Source organism: Rickettsia aeschlimannii (assembly GCF_047973405.1).
GTDB lineage: Bacteria > Pseudomonadota > Alphaproteobacteria > Rickettsiales > Rickettsiaceae > Rickettsia > Rickettsia rickettsii.
Genome location: NZ_JBFQGO010000001.1, coordinates 41,741 through 59,373 on the forward strand (window position 1 = coordinate 41,741; position 17,633 = coordinate 59,373).

The window sequence follows — 17,633 nt, forward strand, 5'->3', positions numbered from 1 at the left end:
CCGGTTCAGTATGATAATCATTAAACCTCATCCACCCTATCAAATTTTGCTTCGGAATAGAAGTTTCCTTGTAGCCCACCGACTTTTAGATCAATTAAAAATTTAGCTATTTCTCCGTTTTCTACGAATTCAGCTACCGTTTCAATACCTAAATCTTCTGAAATTTTAATTAATCTTTCCACGAAATAGCTACTTTGTACATCACTTGTAATACTACGCACATATTTACCGTCAATTTTGATAATATCAATTGGTAAGCTTTGAAGTTGTTTAAAAGAAGTAAAACCCGCACCAAAATCGTCTAATGCAAATTTACATCCGTACTTACGTAGTTTATTAATAAATAAAGTTATTTTATCGTAATTCTCATTGAAAGAAGTTTCCGTAATTTCAATAATTAAACGATCCCGAACATTATGAGCTTTTAATAAGTTTTCTGCTATTTCCCATAAAGCTTCATCGCCTGTTCCTATATTTGAAATATTAACGGCTAACATTAAGTTTGGGTTGCGGGCAAGTTCATTAACAGTCATTTCTAAAACAATTTGATCAATTATAAAAATTAATCCTTTATTTTCAGCAATAGGAATTATAGGACCTACGGAAATATAAACACCGTTCTCATCAGGTATACGAAGCAGACATTCATAATAATGAATCTTCATAGTATTGCGATCTATTATAGGCTGATAAGCAAATCGCATAGTCTTTTTTGCTAAGGCTTGTCGTAGTAAGTTAAGCTGAAGATTAGATTTTCTTATATTTTCCAAATCATGTTCTGTACTGCTATATTCACGGTAATAATAATTATTATTTTGTGAAAGTAACATATTTAATGTTTTTTCAATTTCTTTAGCATTATTACTTACTTTTGGAAATTTAATACTAGCAATATAACAATTCATATAAATTGCCGGCTTCTGTTCATTAATATAAAGCTGCAAAAATAAATATAATTTTCTAGCAAAATTTTTAATTAAGTCAGAATCAGTAGTATTTAGGATAAATAATATTCTATCTTTCTTTATTTTCTTAAACTTTGAAAAAATATTAAGTTCTTTGCTTACATCTTCAATGATTTGATCTAAAGCTTCAATTATAAAATGCTTACCCTGCTCTATAAATTCTATTTCATCATAATTAACTAATCTACAAGCAAAACATACGCCTTTTTCCAATTTATCTATCGCATCTTGTAAATCTTTATAATCCGTTATTAATTCCGACATTGCCATATGTATAATAAAATTATATACTTAAGAATATTAGGATATTTTTACTGTAAATGAAACAAAAATATGAGCCGCATAGAAAGGATACAAGAAAAATTAAATGTGTTAAAACCACATTTTCAAGAAATAATAGATGAAAGCTATAAACATGCTAGTCATTATAACGGAATTCACAGCCATATAAAAATAAGAATTTCTGCAGAAACATTACAGGGAAAAAGCCTAATTGCCAATCATCGCACTATTAATAACTTACTTGCCGATGAATTTAATAGCGGCTTGCATGCTTTATCTATAGAGGTACTATGAAAACAAATAATATTTTAAAAGTAGCCGTTGGAGCTAGCAGCGTAGCACAAAAAGCCTTAAATAGTATAACGGATAAAAGCTGTGGCATAATTGAGGATAAAATACTTAAAGGTAATTACATCACTCGCGAAGAATTTGAAAAATTACAAACTTTAGTAATAAAACTCAAGAAAGAATTAGCAGAGTTAAAGAGCAAATAATTAATCAACTAGTTTCAGAATTTTCTATTTTTGCTTTTAGCTCTTCTATTTCTTCTATAGTTAGCCCTGTTGAATCTGTTATTATATTGACATCTATATCTTTAAGTAACAAGTTCTTTGCTATTTCTATGCTTCTTTCAGCTTTCCCTTTTTCACACTTTTCTTCTAAAGCTATTTCCTCGGCATCTTCCATTAATTTCGCTCTTATATAGGTATTATATTCTTCGGCGGTGAGGTTATGCATTTCTATTATATTGTATGCATCTAATACTTTCTCGCTCTTTTATATTTGCAGATGGGCTGTTTTCTGTTTCTGCACACTTAAATAATATGTAGCAACTCATCTATAGTAGTTTCAAGCTTATCTTTATCAAATTTTTTAAGCTCTATAATAAATACATAGGAAAAATCAAATAAATATTGCTTATTTGTTTTAGTTTCAAGCATTTTATGAAGACTTATACAAGGTACCTCATCATCAAACATTTTAGTCTTAATAAGTGAAATAACTATTACCGGTAATAAATCTTTATGCTTTATTCCTTGTGTAAGTTGCTGTACGTAAGAATGAGCAGAATAATATTGCACCCTTTTTAAGTAATCGCTTTCATTTCTTTTTTGCATCTCGATTATATACCAGCTACCGGCTTCATCTTTAACCTTTAAATCTCAAATATGCTTTTTGTTCCCTTTATCGAGCATAGGTACTTGCTCTACAGATATAAATTCTATTGCTTTAATTCTAAGCCCCTCAGGTAGTTCAAGAACTGCATTGATAAATTCCTTGAACCCCTCTAAATTACGAAAGATTTTTTTAAATACACTATCAATTAGTGGGATCTAAATATCTTTGCATATTAATTATTACTTTTGGTATTACTCATATTATATAGCTTTTTAAGTAATCAGTAAATAATACTAGAATATGTACTTTTAATAGAATAATTATTGCTATTTTTTAACAAAAATTACGTGCTTTGATCCGTTCTAATGGATACGATTGCTGACATGCCGGGAACTAGATTAGCATTTGGGGATTCAAAATCTATTAAAACAGGTACACGTTGTACACTTTTAGTAAAATTACCGGTAGCATGATCTGGTGGGATTAAGCTAAATTTAGAGCCGGTAGCAGGAGCAATATTACGAATCTTCCCATAAATTACCTTTTTAGGCAAAGCATCAAATTCAATTTTGACTTTCATGCCGGACTTAAATTTCTGAATTTGTGTTTCTTTAAAATTAGCCTGAATATACATAGTATTATCTTGAACTATAGAAAACAACACCCTACCCGGTACTATGTAATTTCCGACTTCTAAACTACTATTACCAAATATACCGGGTACCATAGCAATAAGTTTAGTATTTTGTAAGCTCCTTAAGGTTACTTTTTTATTTTCTGTTAGCTCTTTAAGTTTTTCCTGTTCTGCTGCTTTTTCAAGCTCAAGAAGCTGTAAACGTTGCTTAGATATATCTAAATCTAACTGTGCTTGTTTATAATCCGTTTTGGCTTTTTGATATGCGTTTTTAGAATCATCTAACGTTTTAGAGCTAGCAAATTTTGCCTTATTTAATTCCTGCACTCTAATAAAATCTGTTGTAACAATATCAAAGCTTATTTTATTAAGCTTTAATTTTTCAGCTGCTTGCTCTAGGCTAATCTGCCCTATTGAGATCTTTTGCTCTATAATTTCTATATTTTTTATGCAAGCTTCAATAGATGCTTCAAGTGCTGCAAGCTTTGCCTTATAATCTCTATCGTCAATTTCACCTATCAGATCGCCTTTATTAACTTTAGTATTATCGGTAACAAATAACTTTGTTAAAACACCGCTAACTTCAGCACTAACATTTGAAATATCTGCATCTATGTAAGCATTATCCGTGGATTGTGTATTTGCCCAAACATAAATTCTATATCCCAAATAAATAAATATGATTAAGGCTATAATAATTACATATTTAGTAAATGGATGATGTTTATATTTGTTGATAGCTTGTTGTAATACACTCAACATAATTAACTTTACCAATACCCTCTATGTTTTAAAAAATAACAAATTGGTATAGAAAGAATATATATAACTGCAATTAACGGCAGTGAGTACCATGGATATATGATAAGATTTATAATAACAATAGCAACTAAAATCATTGCAAGCGATAAATATTCAGGTTTAATACTCAAATTTTTTGTTGAGATTGTAGGAAGCCTACTAGCAAGTAGAAAAGCTATAATAGCCAAATATATATTAATTGTTATAGTGTGAGTACGGGTATTGATATTTAATAACGTACCGATTTCAAAATCTATCATTACAGGCATTAAAGCAAGTAAAGCACCGCATGGCGCAGGTACACCGGTAAAAAAATAGTCAGTTTTTTTATCTTGTTTCAGTTGATAAATACCAACGTTAAAGCGAGCTAAACGTAGTGCCATACACACTATAAATAATAACATTACCGCTGATGAAAATACCTTATACTCATATTGTTGAAAAGACCATAAATATATCAAATAGGCAGGAGCTATACCGAAATTAGCAAAATCGCATAATGAATCAAGCTCTGCACCAAATGGGCTAGCTGCATTTAGCATCCTTGCTATTCTACCGTCGATACCGTCAATAATTGCCGCTACTATAATGCAATATACTGCAAGTTCCCATCTGCTATCCAAAGCAAATTTTATAGAACTCATACCGGTTACTAAGCCAAGCAACGTAATAAAGTTGGGAATTAATTTTATTAGAGGTACAGGCTTAGTTATTATAGATTTACGAATTTTTAACAATTTTTATACTCAAAATGTATTTATAACGTCATTGCAAGGAAAAAACAGTGTGATTGCATGGGCTGTCCATGTCTCATTCCTGCGAAAACAGGAATCCAGAAAAAAATAATCTTAATTGGCACAAAATTATATATTTGATAAAATAAACAGATAAAAAACTTGTTTTTTATACGTTTCACTGGATTTCCGTCTACGCGGGAATGACATAAACAAGCCATGCCTACGGCTGCTCGCAATGACGGTTTTAAAGTTATGAGGCTACTTCCTCTCAAACTTAAATTCTGTTGTCTTTTTACGTCCAAAATCAGCAATGATAGTTTCACCGCCTATAGCAGTCTGCCCTTTACTCACTAATAAAGCTGTTTTCAACGGTAGATAAATATCTACTCTGCTACCGAAACGAATTATACCGTATCGCTCGCCCGTTTTAACTTCATTCCCCTCTTCTAAATCACAAACTATACGCCTTGCTATAAGTCCGGCTATTTGAACAAAAACAATTTTCTGCCCTTGAGCAGTTTCCATTAATACTGATTGACGCTCATTATAAATACTAGCTTTATCGAGTGAAGCATTAAAAAATTTCCCCGGATTATAATGAAGTGCTAAAATTTTTCCGTTTGCCGGGATTCTATTAACATGGACATTAAAAATATTTAGAAAAATACTAACTCTAATCATTTCCACATCACCAAACCCTAATTCCGGGGGTGGCAATGCTTCCTTAATTTCTTGAATTATTCCATCTGCAGGACTTATTACCAGATCATCACTTATAGGCACAAAGCGATCAGGATTACGGAAAAAATAAATACACCAAGCAGTAGCAATACATCCAATACAACCAAGTTTTTCATTAAATGATGCTAATAAAAAACTTACTAATGCAAAGCTAGCAATAAATATATATCCTTCGCGGTGAATAATTTTAAATAAATCATTATATTGTTTCATTTTAATCTCTATGAATCTCCTTATTATTTTTAACTATGCCTACTCTGCTTTATCCTCTTGGTTCTCTCTCGTCTTCATCTTTGTCTTGAGGGGTAGCTTGGGCTTCTTGCGCAAAACCAAGAGCATATACGCATAAATCCGGGAGTGGGACACCGTTTTTTTTGGCAAGATCATTTAGCTTTGATATTGCTTTCATAACATCATCAGGAATAGTACCTCCTCTTTCGTCAGATAACCATTTTGCTTGAAATTGTAGCGGATGATGCCCTTCTTGAGGCGTACCTATATAAAACTTAAACTTGGCTCTTTGTCCACCAAAATCGCAGTCAAATTCAAACTCTTTATAATGTGCCATAACTTTATGAATTAATAATTATATTAATATTATTATAACAATAAAAATGCAAATCTAAAATAATTTCTTGTCTAATATTTTTTAAGTTTTTTAGCAATATAACGATTTGAATATAGAAATTTATCGCTAGAATCTATAATTATCCCGCCGGCTTCCTTAATAAAAAGCCCAAATGCATAATATAATGTAAAATTTAATAATGATAAACATATTAAATCAGCTTTACCTGATGCTACAAGCGTAGCCCCGTAGCAAGGAGAACCAAAAGATCTAATATTATCTACCTCTATCTCCTCCAAATCATTATGATTTACATCTTCAATAATTGCTAAACAGTTTTTTAAATCGGCATTATCGGAAACTCTAAGTCTTAATCCTTGATAATTAGAGTTTAAATTATTTTTTTCTATCCAAGCTCCCTTACCTTTTTCAGCATAATAAATTTCATTAAGAGCAGGAAAATATATTACTGTAGAAGTAGGAGTTAAAACTTCTTGATTCCTTTTTAAATAAGTTGCGGATATCGCAAAAAAAGGTATGCTTCTGGCGAAATTATTGGGACTATCTATAGGATTAATTAAAAAAACACTCTCATAATTATTATTTAAATCGAATTTATCCTCAGAAAAAAATAAATATTGTGTATGTTTTTGTAATTCTTCACATAATAAAGTTTTTAATTTTAAATAAGATCGCTTACAAAATTCTTCATTTCTTACAGAATTTTTTTGTAGCATTTCGAGTTCTAAAAAATCTCTATGCAAAAATTTAACAGCTTTACGCAGGGCATTAATTAATAAATTAGTTATAGGTTGCATTTTATTTTTAATTTAAGATATTAGTTTTAGAAATTATGTCGTATGGCTTTAAAAAATCGATACCATTCCTAGCTAAAAGCATTGCCTGAGTGGATGCTGAAAGTCGTCATTGCGAGGCAAAACTGTAAGTTTTGACGAAGCAATCTCAGGATATTTGACGAGAGATTGCCACGCAGTAGTCTACGGCTGCTCGCAATGACGGGGTGGTATCCACACGGGCGATGCCTTCGCTGGGATGACATCCATAGTTCAATAAAACAGCTTACTTCACTCGCTCGACATATGTCATATCATCAGTTTTAACAACAATTTTTTCTCCTATTTCTAAATATTGCGGGACCTTAACTTTAATACCGTTTTCTAAAATTGCTGGTTTATAAGAAACGGTAGCGGTTGCTCCTTTTATTACCGGATCAGTTTCACTAATTTCAAGTATAACAGTTGGAGGAAGCTCAATATTTAAAGGCTTGTCATTATAAAATTCGACTTTAACAATCATATTTTCAGTTAAGAAAGATAATTTTTCTTCTAACATTTCCTTGGGAATATTTATTTGATCAAAATGTTTGGTATCCATTAATACCAAATCATCACCTTCAAAATATAAAAATTGATAATCTTTTTGTTCAAGTTCGGCTTTTTCTAAATAATCGGAAGAACTAAATCTTTCGCTACGCTTTGTCCCTGTTTTTAAATTTTTCATCTCAACTTGCACATAAGCTCCACCTTTCCCGGGTTGAGTATGTTCCGGTGTTTTGCTTACAACCCATAAATCATTATTATAAACTAATATGTTACCTGTTCTAATTGAATTCGCTGAAATTTTCATATATCATACATTTAAGACTTAAAATTAAAGTATAAATATACAAATTATTTCCTTTAAAAACAAGAATTTAATCTTATGACCACAATATTAGTAGTAGATGATATAGAACTCAATATTAAGTTACTAACAGCCAAACTTTTACAAGAGTATTATACAGTTCTTACTGCAAATAACGGCAAAGAAGCACTAGCAACTCTTAAAAAGGGGAAAATTGATATTATACTACTTGATGTTATGATGCCAGAAATAGATGGATTTGAGGTATGTAAAACGATAAAAACCGATCCGGAAACTACTCATATACCGGTTGTAATGATAACTGCACTTTCCGATATTGATGATCGAGTTAAAGGTCTTGAGGCAGGAGCTGATGAGTTTTTAACAAAGCCGATTAACGATACTGCTCTATTTGTAAGACTTAAATCGCTATCTAGAATGAAAAGCTTAATTGATGAGTTAAAGCTTCGTAATAGCACTAATGCATTATTAGGCGTAACAAATATCGAAATGCATGACACTTTTGCAGATAAAAAAATATTACTAATTAATGATGATGTGGTACAAGCTAAAAATATAAAACAAATGTTACTTAAGATTACCCAAAACGTAAAGGTAATAAGTAATTCCGATGAATTAGATATTATAAATGAATATACCCCCGATTTAGTAATTATCAGTAGTACGCTCGAAAATGACGATCCTTTGAGGATCAGTGTTATTTTAAGAGGTAAAGCAGAAATAAGCGGCGTGGTAATAATTTTACAAATTGATGAAGACGGTATGCCTTTGGTTGTGAAAGGTATTGAACTCGGTATTAATGATTATTTCGTTTATCCTATAGAGGAAAGCGAATTGCTTGCTAGAATTAGAACACAATTAAAACGTAAGCAATATCAAGATAATTTACGTAATGATCTTGAACAAAGTGTCAATTTAGCAGCTAAAGATGGTCTAACCGGCTTATTTAATCGTCGCTATTTCGATATACATCTCAAACAAATGATTGAGAAAGCTAATAAAGAAAGTATTAAATTATATTTACTTATGTGCGATATCGACAATTTTAAATATATAAACGATACTTACGGTCATCAAGCAGGCGATAAGGTTTTAACAATTGTATCCCGTATTTTGAAGAATACTCTCAGAGTAACAGACTTAATAGCAAGATTCGGCGGTGAAGAATTTACTATACTCTTAACGGATATAGATATTTCTAAAGCAATTGAAACTGCGGAGAGAGTTAGAGTTAAAATAGAATATATGGATTTTTACATTGAAGATCAAATTGAACCTTTAAAAAACACTATTTCAATCGGAGTTACGAAATATAAAAAAGAAGAATCAATAGAATCTTTCATTGAACGTGCTGACAAAGCTATGTATGAAGCTAAAACAACTGGTAAAAATAAAGTAGTAAAATTATAATTGATTTTTAAAAAAATAATGAGCAATTCTTCCAAAAAACATCTTGATTTACCATATAGACCAGGGGTCGGCATGATGATATTAAATGCCGATAACCATATATTCGTCGGTAAAAGAATAGATACAAAAATATCTGCATGGCAAATGCCGCAAGGTGGGATAGTTCCCGGCGAAACACCAAGTATTGCAGCAATGCGTGAGATGTTAGAAGAAATAGGCAGCAATAAAGGATATATTATTGCCGAAAGCAAATGCTGGTATAGTTATGATGTACCAAGCTTTTTAATACCTAAACTGTGGAACGGTAATTTTCGTGGACAAAAACAACGCTGGTTTTTAATTAGGTTTACCGGAAATAACGAAGATATTAATATAAAGACCTCTAATCCGGAATTTGACCAATGGCGTTGGGCATCACTTGATGAACTCTTATCTATTATAATACCGTTTAAACGTAAACTTTACCAAGCCGTCGTAAAAGAATTTGAATCATTAATTTAGTAAAAATTTTATATATATAGTAAAAGAAGTTGAATTATGTTCAATTTCTTTTACTATACTTAATTATTTAGAGCCTCTTGATCCTCTATTCGACCTAGACATATACTATGTTGATCGCTATCATCATGGTAATCAGAATTTATATGTACCTTAATCTTATTAGCTATGTATCTTATGCCTAATATACTTAATGTTACTGCTATTGTAATATAGATAAATATAGTACTTGTAGCAGCACTATTTACCTCTTTATCACCTTCAATTCATTCATTTATAGCACTAAATAATGAAGTATCCGTATCATTATTGCCTAAAGTAAATACAACACACTCATTTGTTCCTCTAGACAATAAACTAATATCTTTATCGCAACTAGATTCAATCATATAATATGTACTATCATTCTTTATTAGGTTATAATTATTATCACCAATTATATGTGCAGTAAATACATTTGCTAGATTAGATATAGTTATATTAGCAATAAAATCTTTTACTTCTCTTATATGAAATAAGTTTATAATAAAATTACTTAGGCAGTGATTTGTTGTTGTTTCAGTGTCCCAATTAACCGTATCAATTTGAGTTTCCGGCATTAAAAATCATGAATTTATATCTTCAAACGCAAATTTTAGCTTTCTAACCAATCCACATAAAATATATTTTTTATCAGCAATATGTACAAAGGTATGATCAGGATGCTCATCTAAAAAATATGTAGAGGTATTAGAAAAAGGTTTTAAATGTACAGAATATACCTTATTTCTATCAAGGCTTTGATCATAACTATTTTCACTAGAATCAGCTGGTATTAAATTTGGTAATAAAATAAGTCTACAAAAATAACCGATTAAATTAACTATATTTGGTAAAAATTTAATATGATAATTTGGCATAACGTTACTTTATGTTTATTATAACATGTCTTATTATTAAGATTATTGTTATAATTCAATTAATTTAATAAGAAACCATCGTTTAGCTGTTGATACTTGTGTGATTTTTTCTATTATTCTTTTCACTTAAGTAATTAATTATTACAACTTAAAAATAATTAGATTTTACTTTCTATCTTTGCAACCAATATAAAGTCGTTTTCCGTAAGACCATCGATTTTATAAGTCCATATTTCCACACTACATACTCCCCAAGATATAGTTAAATCGGGATGATGTGCTCCCTGCTCTGCAATTTCAGTTATCTTATTTGCAAATTCCATAGCTTTTATAAAATTAGAAAATTTATATTTTTTATAAAGAGGCCCTAATGCATTCACTTGCCACTCACTTTGTAATTGAACTAATAACTTATCAATTTCTTTTTTCTCAAGTGGCGGGACTCCACCCTCACATGGTATGCATCTTTTCTCACTTAATACTGTCATAGTTTTTTCTATATCAAAGTTAAAATATTGATCTTTATATAATACTCATCTGCAAGTGTATAATGCCACCACTCAATTTTACATGCTTTAAAATTATGTTTTTGCATCTTAGAACGTAAATAATTACGTTTTGCTAAATATTGCTTATCAATTAACTATCATGAGGTAAAACTTCATCAAATAAGTCAAAAGAAGTATACATGTCTACCGTATTGTCACCTAAATAGGATGGATCATAACACGCTCGTTTTTCAGCTTTCTCTTAATGACTTCAGGATTATTATTACTTCTGAAGCTTTATTATTGATCAATCTACAGTACTACCCCTACTATGACTAGATCTTTCAGCTATATAACCTAATATAAAACATTTAGACTTATCTATATATGGGTAAAAGCTTTCCTTATTTTTTTGATCAATATTATCTTTGTTCCATCTTAAAAAATATTGTACAGCTTTTTGTGGTCTATATGCATCATATATAATCAGTGAATAACCATCTTTTTGTATCTCAGCTTGTACTGCTTTAAGAGCCTTAACAACTTCTATGGTTAAAATTGCTTCCGGTGCTTTATAACCATCTACCTTTTTACCAACAAAATTTTCATCTGAATAATAATGCATATTTTGAATAATTATAGGGTCGATATCTTTCAGATACACGAACCCTTTAGGTAAGGATTTAGCATATATTGGAAGAAAGCTCATAAATATAAAAATTAAACTTGTTAAAATCAATTTCATAAAATGCTAGGCTTTGTAAAGATTTCTAGTTGATTTGTTATTTTGAGATATTTTTTAGTGCAAATCAAATCTTTTTAGAGATCTTCACAGAACCTAATATAAAATAGACTTCTTGCATAATCTCTTTCTAAAAGTAATTTGTATGTCGATCCGGTACTCGAATCCTTACATAGATTTGACTACGCTCCGGTTGTTCCGTGCTTCCTTCAAATTCCTCTTTATAAAATAGCTTATACAAGAAGTCTAATATTTATCTTATACAAAATTTTATTAAACACTATGGGACTGTTAACAGTACTATAGTAAACTCAACCCCATTTTGTGACAGGCACGAAGGTAGAGCCTATATATATAATAGACGAGAGGATGAACAAAGAAGCACAAAGTTCAAACCAGAATTTACTATAGAACTGTCAAAAAGACGAATGAATGGTAGCGAGGGAGGGATTTGAACCCCCGACACACGGATTATGATTCCGTCGCTCTAACCAGCTGAGCTACCCCGCCAGGAGAAAAGTGTTTGTATAATTTGTTAAGAAGTGTCATTCTAGATAAAAGCGGTTGCATGGCTTGGAAAATGTACCTAGTGTCATACCGTGGCTTGACCACGGTATCCCCCAAAAAATAACTTAAAATACTAATAATTTAAATATTTTAAGCTGGATCCCACGATCAAGCTGCGGGATGACAATAAAAAAATTGATCCATACAACAATTGACTAGCAATTTCTCAAACTTTATCTTAACGTTTAGAGAATTGTGTTTTCTTACGTGCTTTACGTTGTCCATATTTCTTACGCTCTACTACCCTAGAATCACGTGTTAAAAGACCACCTTTACGCAAAATAGCATGAAAATCCGGAGCAGATTTATCTAAAGCTTTAGAAATTCCATGTAAAATAGCACCTTTCTGTCCTGAAATTCCTCCACCTCTAACAGTACAAATTACATCATACTGATCAATAGTTTTTGTTAAGACAAACGGCTGTAAGATAGTTTTCACATAAGTTTCAGAGGGAAAATACTGGGCTATTGTTTTTTTATTAACAATTACTTTTCCTTTTCCTACTTTAAGCCATACTCGTGCTATAGCATTTTTTCTTTTACCTGTAGCATAAAGCTTGCCTGAATTATCTATTTTTTCTTTAGGAGTTTTTAATACTAAAGGTTCTTTAGTTAACTGCTTTTCTACTTTTTCTGTTTTAATTTTTAACTCTGGCATATTCTATTACTTTTTATTTTTTGGATTTTGGCTTGCAAAATCATAAACAGTAGGTTGCTGTGCCATATGAGGATGATCACCACTTGCATAAACATACAAATTACTCATTTGCTTAGCACCTAAAGCATTTCTTGTAATCATTCTTTTTACGGCCATTTTAATAACTCTCTCAGGGTGTTTACCACTTAAGATTTTACCTGCCGTAGTATCTTTTATCCCACCTGGAAATCCTGTATATCTGTAATATATTTTTCCGTCTTTGGGATTCGCTTTTTTACCTGTTAATTTTACATGCTCCGCATTTATTATGATTACATTATCACCACAATCTAAATGAGGTGTAAAGCTAGGCTTATGCTTACCGCGTAGCATATTAGCAACTCTGCTAGCGAGTCGTCCTAGCACAATATTTTTTGCGTCTACGACCCACCATTTCTTTTCAATTTCCGATGGCTTTGCCGAGTAAGTTTTCACAATAGTATCTTTTTAATTAGAATTTCAAACAACATGTTTAATAGCATTAATACCCACTATCTGTCAAGCTAAATATAATTTATTTACTTCCGAATATTATTTTTCTATCGGTAGAAAAATACAAATTATTATTTGCTCTTAGCCCATAATAACGAATATTTTTTATAATTTTGACAATATGAGGTATCATGTTTAATCCATTATTATCAACATCAAAACTATATAAAACACCGTTAACGGAAATAACATTTAAACTTCGCTTATTGTTATTATCAACTCCAACAAAAGGTACTAAAAAAGCAGCAGATTTTAGTTTCTTAGGATCTTTTCCATCATTTAAATCAGCTACAAACTTTACTTTCCCTGTTTCAGGATTAAATGCTGCTATTTGTCTAGCATTATTTGTTACAAATAGGCTATTACCGATTAAAGACATTGATTGAATATCCTCGGCATTTACCTGCCAAATCACACTGCCGGTTGCTACATTAAGCTTAATAAGCTTACCAAGACCGGTTGCTATATACAGATTCATATTATCATGAACGGGAGTACATAAAATACTTGATTCGTCAAAATTCGGTATAGCTGTACGATCATTAAGATTTACAAACTCAAAACTCCATTTTACTTCACCGTTTGTTATATTTAAGGCAAGTATTCGCCCGGAATTATAAGTTACTATTACATTATCATACTGTACTATCGGCGTCATAAAATAACTAGCCGACAAAACTTCCGCTAGGCTTTCATGTTCCCATACGGTTTTTAAAGTTTCTGCATTTAAAGCAATAGTTTGATTACTGATAGTTTGCACTAAGACAGTATTATCATTGAGCACAATAGGCTTAATTCTAATAATATCCGGAAATTCTTTTCTAATTATTTCATAACCTGATTTTGCATCTAGCACTACTAACAACCTTGAACCGTATGTTACGTATAATTTTCCGTTATGGTGTAAAATTCCGCCGCCTATATAATTATTTTTTTTATGTCTACTTAAATTATAAGACCAAATAATCTTATTTTTCTCTATAGAAAATGCAGAAATATTCGATCTAATATCCAATGCATAAATCATATCGCCTATAAAAACCGGCTCGGTAATCGTTTTGCTTCTAGCGAAACTATACTGTTTATTCTTAAGCATATTTGCATTAAATGCATATATATTTGCATTAGAATCTAAATATATAGGTTCATGAGTCTGAATTGCTAATTTAGGAGTCAACTCAACAATATTTTTTACCCTTTTTGGTCCAAGCCCGTTACATGAAATTAAAATAAACGGTAATAACAGAAGTGCTATTTTTTTTGTCATATTTTTCCTTAAGTACGAATTATTATTTATTTAAATTTACAAGCAATGCTTTAGCCTGATCTTTTATTAGATCAGGTACATTATTTGAAATTAATAAATTTTTTAGATTTTTTTCTGCTTGCGGTTTCATATTATTCTTAATATCCCACATAGCTTTTATAATAGTTGCTGTAGCCCAAAAAGGTTTTTTCTCATCATCAAAATAGTTTAAATATTTGGTCAATTTCTCTTTATCTTGAATATCTAGATTTTGATCATCAATAACAAGACTACACCATGAAATACGTGCATAAGAAGTAGAAATTTCAGAATATTCTTTATTTTCAATAATTTTATTAAGCAGGTCTTTCGCTTCTGAATATTTTTTTTCTGAAATCTTTATGGCTACTTGTGCCAATGCAGCTATTTCTCTGATTTTAGTATTACTAGTAGTAACTAAATTCTCTAAAGTATTAAAAACTAATTCTTCATTATCTTTTGTTGTTTCCAAACCAACAATCTTAACAAGAATATCTCCGTTTTTTTGGTTATTTTTAATTCTTTTATCTTTATTATTATTAATAACAACCATTATAGTAATAGCTATTATAGAAATGATTATTATTATAGGTAAAAGCTTTTTGAAAAAAATTAATCTTTTTTCTTCATTTTGATCACTCAGTACTTCATCCAAAATATCAGTCATATTTTATTATTTTTATTTATTTTTACAGCCAAATTTAATCTTAGCATCTTCTGCCATTTTCTTGGATGCGGCAGTTCTATTAGTTGGAAATTCGTTATCAAGCTTAGCAAGCATATTACATGCTTCCTGAGTTTTTTTTAGTTCACCTAAGGAAAGTGCTAACTTCAATAACCCATCGGAAGATTTTGCCCCTTTCGGTGACTCTTTATAGCCTTTTAAATAGTTAACCGCTGCCCCGTTATAGTCTTTTTGTTTAAAAAAGCATTCCCCATACCAGAAATAAGCATTACTAATTAGCGAACTGTTAGGATATTTTTGGATAAAATTTTTAAACTTATCTTTTGCTTCAGTAAGTTTATTATCTTTATAAGCAGCAAGAGTCAAATCGTAAGCTTGCTTATCAGGAGCTATATCCTTATTAACCGCAATAGGTTTTTTAGGAGCATTATCCGGCATATCTTTAAGCAAAGCTATATCAAAAACATCTTGTTTTTTTGAATCACCAGCTTCTAAAACTTCAGTACTTTCTTCTTGATTTGAAATATTTGAGTTCTGCGTTAGCATATCAATTTTATGCTGTAAAACCTCAACTTTACCGATTAGCCTTCTGATTTCTTGTTCCTGTTCATCTAGTCTATTTTCAAAATCATTATTTGCTGCATATTTTAAAGGCTTTCCTTTAATAGTTTCGCTTTCTCCGAAAGAAAACATAGAAAATAAAAAAGTAAATAATAAGACAATTAGTTTCATATATTTTTTAAAAATTTATAATTTTTTATAATACCGAAAATTTTTTAATATTCCACACAATTTTTTATATTTCAATACTACCGTCATATGTAAAAGTTATTGTTATGGTGGTACCTTCATTTATCTTACTTTGCAAATCAAATTTACCGTTCATAAGTTCAACCAGCTTTTTAGTAAGCGGCAACCCAAGACCGGTACCTTCATATTTTCTACTAAGCTCACTATCAATTTGACCGAACACCGATAAAGTTTTTGGGATATCTTTTTCCTCAATACCGATACCGGTATCTATAACTTTTATATATACTAATTTTGCTAACTCATCTTTTTCAAGTGCAATAGTAACACTTCCTCCGGAATTTGTAAATTTCACGGCATTTGATAAAAGATTTAAGAATACTTGTCTTAGCCTTTTTGGATCAGCCTTTATAACCACATGCTCTTTTGGTAATCTACTAATTAAAGCCACTTCGGCTTGATCGGCACGAGACTTAACAAGTATCAGCGAAGAACTAATTAATTTATTTAAATCAAGATCTATACTATCCACTTTTAATTTATCGGCAGAAGCTTTAGAAAGATCTAAAATATCATTAATCATACTAAGCAAATGCTTACCGGCATCATTTATATCTTTAATATAATTTTTACTTTTTTCTGCATCTCTTTCCGACATAAGAATTTCCGAAAAGCCTATTATAGCATTAAGCGGTGTACGCAATTCATGACTAATATTAGCCAAAAACTTTGTATTTGAAGAGCTGGTTTTTTCTGCTTTTACTATTTGAGCTTTTAAATTTCTATTTGTTTCAAGCTGCTCCTCAATAATTTGTCTAGCATAGTTAGTATTACTAATAATTATAGTGCAGAATATTATAAAAATAATGATAAAAGTTATAAAAACCTTTTGCTCAAGAGAGGTTATATTTTGCCACTGGCTGGTAATATTAGTGTTAATCTCAAATACTGCATCTACAGGGAGACCTAAATTATTATCTATAACAGGAATATAGCTAGTAACAAAAGAAGCCTCTTCCACTGTTAAATCACTTTCATTTTCTATTACTACCCTTGGTAATAATATATGACTTGTAATACCTTCAAAAGCATCTTGAAGCGGAGCTTTTGAAGTAAAGGATTTAAAAAAAAATTTATCGATTTTTGCGGTAACTATCTCAACCAAACTATCATCTTTATAATTGTCTACACTATACATATGTAACATATTACTAGTGATGAATTTATTACCTTTGAAATCGTAGAGAGAAATATTAATATTAAGACTGGTGAACCATTGAGCAGTAATCTTTGCAAAATTAATAAAATCTTGATCTTGTAATAGTTTTAAATAATCGAATTTATGTAATTTACTGATTACGTTCTGATGAGTATTCCAAATATTATCAGTGTAAAGTTCTACAATTTTAGTATGTTCCAAAGCCACTTGTTTTACTATCATTTCTTTTATCATAAAATAACGATAAAACATCATATTTACTACAATATTAAGAAACAATATAATGAATGACAATCTTACTATATACTTATTATGGTTCATTATAAGACCTAGTAGTTATTTTTAGCTCAACTGATGTCATCCCTGCGGAAGGCTTGCTTGCATACCAA

Annotated in this window: 22 protein-coding genes, 1 tRNA gene and 2 pseudogenes; 4 read left to right on the top strand and 21 right to left on the bottom strand. The window is 30.5% G+C overall.

Annotated elements, in window-relative coordinates; genetic code table 11:
- Positions 1–20: 20 nt before the first annotated feature.
- The gene (locus tag AB4K15_RS00270; RefSeq protein ID WP_032073982.1) at positions 21–1,244 is read right to left on the bottom strand and encodes an EAL domain-containing protein; all 1,224 of its coding nucleotides are present in this window, start codon (positions 1,242–1,244) and stop codon (positions 21–23) included.
- Positions 1,245–1,298: 54 nt separating this feature from the next.
- Between AB4K15_RS00270 and AB4K15_RS00275 the strand changes: the two genes are divergently transcribed.
- Together AB4K15_RS00275 and AB4K15_RS00280 are read left to right on the top strand one after the other, a co-directional pair.
- Positions 1,299–1,541: a BolA family protein gene (locus tag AB4K15_RS00275; RefSeq protein ID WP_032073981.1), complete on the top strand. Its 243-nt coding sequence runs from the start codon at positions 1,299–1,301 to the stop codon at positions 1,539–1,541.
- Positions 1,538–1,741, top strand: coding sequence for a hypothetical protein (locus AB4K15_RS00280; RefSeq protein WP_032073980.1), 204 nt, complete (start codon positions 1,538–1,540; stop codon positions 1,739–1,741). Before AB4K15_RS00275 ends, AB4K15_RS00280 begins: the two co-directional genes overlap by 4 nt.
- A gap of 4 nt (positions 1,742–1,745) precedes the next feature.
- On the opposite strand, the gene AB4K15_RS00285 is transcribed toward AB4K15_RS00280, so the two are convergent.
- The 8 genes and pseudogenes from AB4K15_RS00285 to efp form a co-directional block, all read right to left on the bottom strand.
- Positions 1,746–1,985 (bottom strand): hypothetical protein, encoded by a 240-nt coding sequence (locus AB4K15_RS00285; protein WP_032073979.1) that lies wholly within the window; start codon positions 1,983–1,985, stop codon positions 1,746–1,748.
- A 77-nt stretch (positions 1,986–2,062) separates the two neighbouring features.
- Positions 2,063–2,365, bottom strand: coding sequence for a PD-(D/E)XK nuclease family transposase (locus AB4K15_RS00290; protein ID WP_048751042.1), 303 nt, complete (start codon positions 2,363–2,365; stop codon positions 2,063–2,065).
- Between the two features lie 344 nt (positions 2,366–2,709).
- Positions 2,710–3,762: an HlyD family secretion protein gene (locus tag AB4K15_RS00295; RefSeq protein ID WP_500224889.1), complete on the bottom strand. Its 1,053-nt coding sequence runs from the start codon at positions 3,760–3,762 to the stop codon at positions 2,710–2,712.
- A gap of 8 nt (positions 3,763–3,770) precedes the next feature.
- Positions 3,771–4,538 (bottom strand): CDP-alcohol phosphatidyltransferase family protein, encoded by a 768-nt coding sequence (locus AB4K15_RS00300; RefSeq protein WP_032073977.1) that lies wholly within the window; start codon positions 4,536–4,538, stop codon positions 3,771–3,773.
- 258 nt (positions 4,539–4,796) lie between these two features.
- The gene (locus AB4K15_RS00305) at positions 4,797–5,492 is read right to left on the bottom strand and encodes a phosphatidylserine decarboxylase (protein ID WP_032073976.1); all 696 of its coding nucleotides are present in this window, start codon (positions 5,490–5,492) and stop codon (positions 4,797–4,799) included.
- A 39-nt stretch (positions 5,493–5,531) separates the two neighbouring features.
- Positions 5,532–5,847: pseudogene (locus tag AB4K15_RS00310) on the bottom strand (DUF2610 domain-containing protein).
- A gap of 71 nt (positions 5,848–5,918) precedes the next feature.
- Positions 5,919–6,665, bottom strand: coding sequence for an inositol monophosphatase family protein (locus AB4K15_RS00315; protein WP_032073975.1), 747 nt, complete (start codon positions 6,663–6,665; stop codon positions 5,919–5,921).
- A 262-nt stretch (positions 6,666–6,927) separates the two neighbouring features.
- The gene (gene efp, locus AB4K15_RS00320; RefSeq protein WP_032073974.1) at positions 6,928–7,494 is read right to left on the bottom strand and encodes an elongation factor P; all 567 of its coding nucleotides are present in this window, start codon (positions 7,492–7,494) and stop codon (positions 6,928–6,930) included.
- Between the two features lie 75 nt (positions 7,495–7,569).
- Here efp and AB4K15_RS00325 point away from each other — a divergent pair, with 75 nt between their 5' ends.
- Together AB4K15_RS00325 and AB4K15_RS00330 are read left to right on the top strand one after the other, a co-directional pair.
- Positions 7,570–8,922 carry a PleD family two-component system response regulator gene (locus AB4K15_RS00325; protein ID WP_032073973.1) on the top strand — a complete coding sequence of 451 codons (1,353 nt, stop codon included), beginning with the start codon at positions 7,570–7,572 and terminating at the stop codon, positions 8,920–8,922.
- An 18-nt stretch (positions 8,923–8,940) separates the two neighbouring features.
- Positions 8,941–9,423, top strand: coding sequence for an RNA pyrophosphohydrolase (locus tag AB4K15_RS00330; RefSeq protein WP_032074027.1), 483 nt, complete (start codon positions 8,941–8,943; stop codon positions 9,421–9,423).
- 263 nt (positions 9,424–9,686) lie between these two features.
- Here the strand turns inward: AB4K15_RS00330 and AB4K15_RS00335 are convergent, their stop codons facing one another.
- The 12 genes and pseudogenes from AB4K15_RS00335 to AB4K15_RS00390 form a co-directional block, all read right to left on the bottom strand.
- The gene (locus AB4K15_RS00335) at positions 9,687–10,019 is read right to left on the bottom strand and encodes a hypothetical protein (protein ID WP_032073972.1); all 333 of its coding nucleotides are present in this window, start codon (positions 10,017–10,019) and stop codon (positions 9,687–9,689) included.
- Positions 10,020–10,025: 6 nt separating this feature from the next.
- Positions 10,026–10,319, bottom strand: a complete 294-nt coding sequence (locus AB4K15_RS00340; RefSeq protein ID WP_014366090.1) for a hypothetical protein — start codon at positions 10,317–10,319, stop codon at positions 10,026–10,028.
- Positions 10,320–10,477: 158 nt separating this feature from the next.
- A complete protein-coding gene (locus AB4K15_RS00345; RefSeq protein WP_032074026.1) occupies positions 10,478–10,807 on the bottom strand; it encodes a 4a-hydroxytetrahydrobiopterin dehydratase in 330 nt (109 codons plus the stop codon).
- 56 nt (positions 10,808–10,863) lie between these two features.
- A pseudogene (locus AB4K15_RS00350) lies at positions 10,864–11,009 on the bottom strand (M15 family metallopeptidase domain-containing protein); the annotation flags it as partial.
- Between the two features lie 105 nt (positions 11,010–11,114).
- Positions 11,115–11,552, bottom strand: coding sequence for a M15 family metallopeptidase (locus AB4K15_RS00355; RefSeq protein ID WP_084698792.1), 438 nt, complete (start codon positions 11,550–11,552; stop codon positions 11,115–11,117).
- A 430-nt stretch (positions 11,553–11,982) separates the two neighbouring features.
- Positions 11,983–12,059 (bottom strand) — tRNA-Met (locus AB4K15_RS00360).
- A 235-nt stretch (positions 12,060–12,294) separates the two neighbouring features.
- The gene (gene rpsI, locus AB4K15_RS00365) at positions 12,295–12,774 is read right to left on the bottom strand and encodes a 30S ribosomal protein S9 (protein ID WP_032073971.1); all 480 of its coding nucleotides are present in this window, start codon (positions 12,772–12,774) and stop codon (positions 12,295–12,297) included.
- 6 nt (positions 12,775–12,780) lie between these two features.
- A complete protein-coding gene (rplM, locus tag AB4K15_RS00370) occupies positions 12,781–13,248 on the bottom strand; it encodes a 50S ribosomal protein L13 (protein ID WP_500224816.1) in 468 nt (155 codons plus the stop codon).
- 79 nt (positions 13,249–13,327) lie between these two features.
- Entirely contained in the window at positions 13,328–14,572 is a 1,245-nt protein-coding gene (locus tag AB4K15_RS00375; RefSeq protein ID WP_032073969.1) for an outer membrane protein assembly factor BamB, read from the bottom strand.
- 22 nt (positions 14,573–14,594) lie between these two features.
- Positions 14,595–15,257, bottom strand: coding sequence for a DUF2659 family protein (locus AB4K15_RS00380; RefSeq protein WP_500224814.1), 663 nt, complete (start codon positions 15,255–15,257; stop codon positions 14,595–14,597).
- A 12-nt stretch (positions 15,258–15,269) separates the two neighbouring features.
- A complete protein-coding gene (gene ybgF, locus AB4K15_RS00385; protein WP_032073967.1) occupies positions 15,270–16,007 on the bottom strand; it encodes a tol-pal system protein YbgF in 738 nt (245 codons plus the stop codon).
- A 64-nt stretch (positions 16,008–16,071) separates the two neighbouring features.
- Positions 16,072–17,565, bottom strand: coding sequence for a sensor histidine kinase (locus AB4K15_RS00390; protein ID WP_032073966.1), 1,494 nt, complete (start codon positions 17,563–17,565; stop codon positions 16,072–16,074).
- Between the last annotated feature and the right edge of the window lie 68 nt (positions 17,566–17,633).

Bases quoted from the DNA above. Each gene is read 5' to 3' on its own strand.
- AB4K15_RS00285 (WP_032073979.1), bottom strand. From the start codon at position 1,985: ATGCATAACCTCACCGCCGAAGAATATAATACCTATATAAGAGCGAAA.
- AB4K15_RS00380 (WP_500224814.1), bottom strand. From the start codon at position 15,257: ATGACTGATATTTTGGATGAAGTACTGAGTGATCAAAATGAAGAAAAA.
- AB4K15_RS00390 (WP_032073966.1), bottom strand. From the start codon at position 17,565: ATGAACCATAATAAGTATATAGTAAGATTGTCATTCATTATATTGTTT.
- AB4K15_RS00345 (WP_032074026.1), bottom strand. From the start codon at position 10,807: ATGACAGTATTAAGTGAGAAAAGATGCATACCATGTGAGGGTGGAGTC.
- AB4K15_RS00290 (WP_048751042.1), bottom strand. From the start codon at position 2,365: ATGCAAAAAAGAAATGAAAGCGATTACTTAAAAAGGGTGCAATATTAT.
- AB4K15_RS00355 (WP_084698792.1), bottom strand. From the start codon at position 11,552: ATGAAATTGATTTTAACAAGTTTAATTTTTATATTTATGAGCTTTCTT.
- rpsI (WP_032073971.1), bottom strand. From the start codon at position 12,774: ATGCCAGAGTTAAAAATTAAAACAGAAAAAGTAGAAAAGCAGTTAACT.
- AB4K15_RS00330 (WP_032074027.1), top strand. From the start codon at position 8,941: ATGAGCAATTCTTCCAAAAAACATCTTGATTTACCATATAGACCAGGG.
- AB4K15_RS00340 (WP_014366090.1), bottom strand. From the start codon at position 10,319: ATGCCAAATTATCATATTAAATTTTTACCAAATATAGTTAATTTAATC.
- AB4K15_RS00335 (WP_032073972.1), bottom strand. From the start codon at position 10,019: ATGCCGGAAACTCAAATTGATACGGTTAATTGGGACACTGAAACAACA.
- ybgF (WP_032073967.1), bottom strand. From the start codon at position 16,007: ATGAAACTAATTGTCTTATTATTTACTTTTTTATTTTCTATGTTTTCT.
- AB4K15_RS00375 (WP_032073969.1), bottom strand. From the start codon at position 14,572: ATGACAAAAAAAATAGCACTTCTGTTATTACCGTTTATTTTAATTTCA.
- AB4K15_RS00295 (WP_500224889.1), bottom strand. From the start codon at position 3,762: ATGTTGAGTGTATTACAACAAGCTATCAACAAATATAAACATCATCCA.
- AB4K15_RS00280 (WP_032073980.1), top strand. From the start codon at position 1,538: ATGAAAACAAATAATATTTTAAAAGTAGCCGTTGGAGCTAGCAGCGTA.
- AB4K15_RS00325 (WP_032073973.1), top strand. From the start codon at position 7,570: ATGACCACAATATTAGTAGTAGATGATATAGAACTCAATATTAAGTTA.
- AB4K15_RS00275 (WP_032073981.1), top strand. From the start codon at position 1,299: ATGAGCCGCATAGAAAGGATACAAGAAAAATTAAATGTGTTAAAACCA.
- AB4K15_RS00315 (WP_032073975.1), bottom strand. From the start codon at position 6,665: ATGCAACCTATAACTAATTTATTAATTAATGCCCTGCGTAAAGCTGTT.
- efp (WP_032073974.1), bottom strand. From the start codon at position 7,494: ATGAAAATTTCAGCGAATTCAATTAGAACAGGTAACATATTAGTTTAT.
- AB4K15_RS00305 (WP_032073976.1), bottom strand. From the start codon at position 5,492: ATGAAACAATATAATGATTTATTTAAAATTATTCACCGCGAAGGATAT.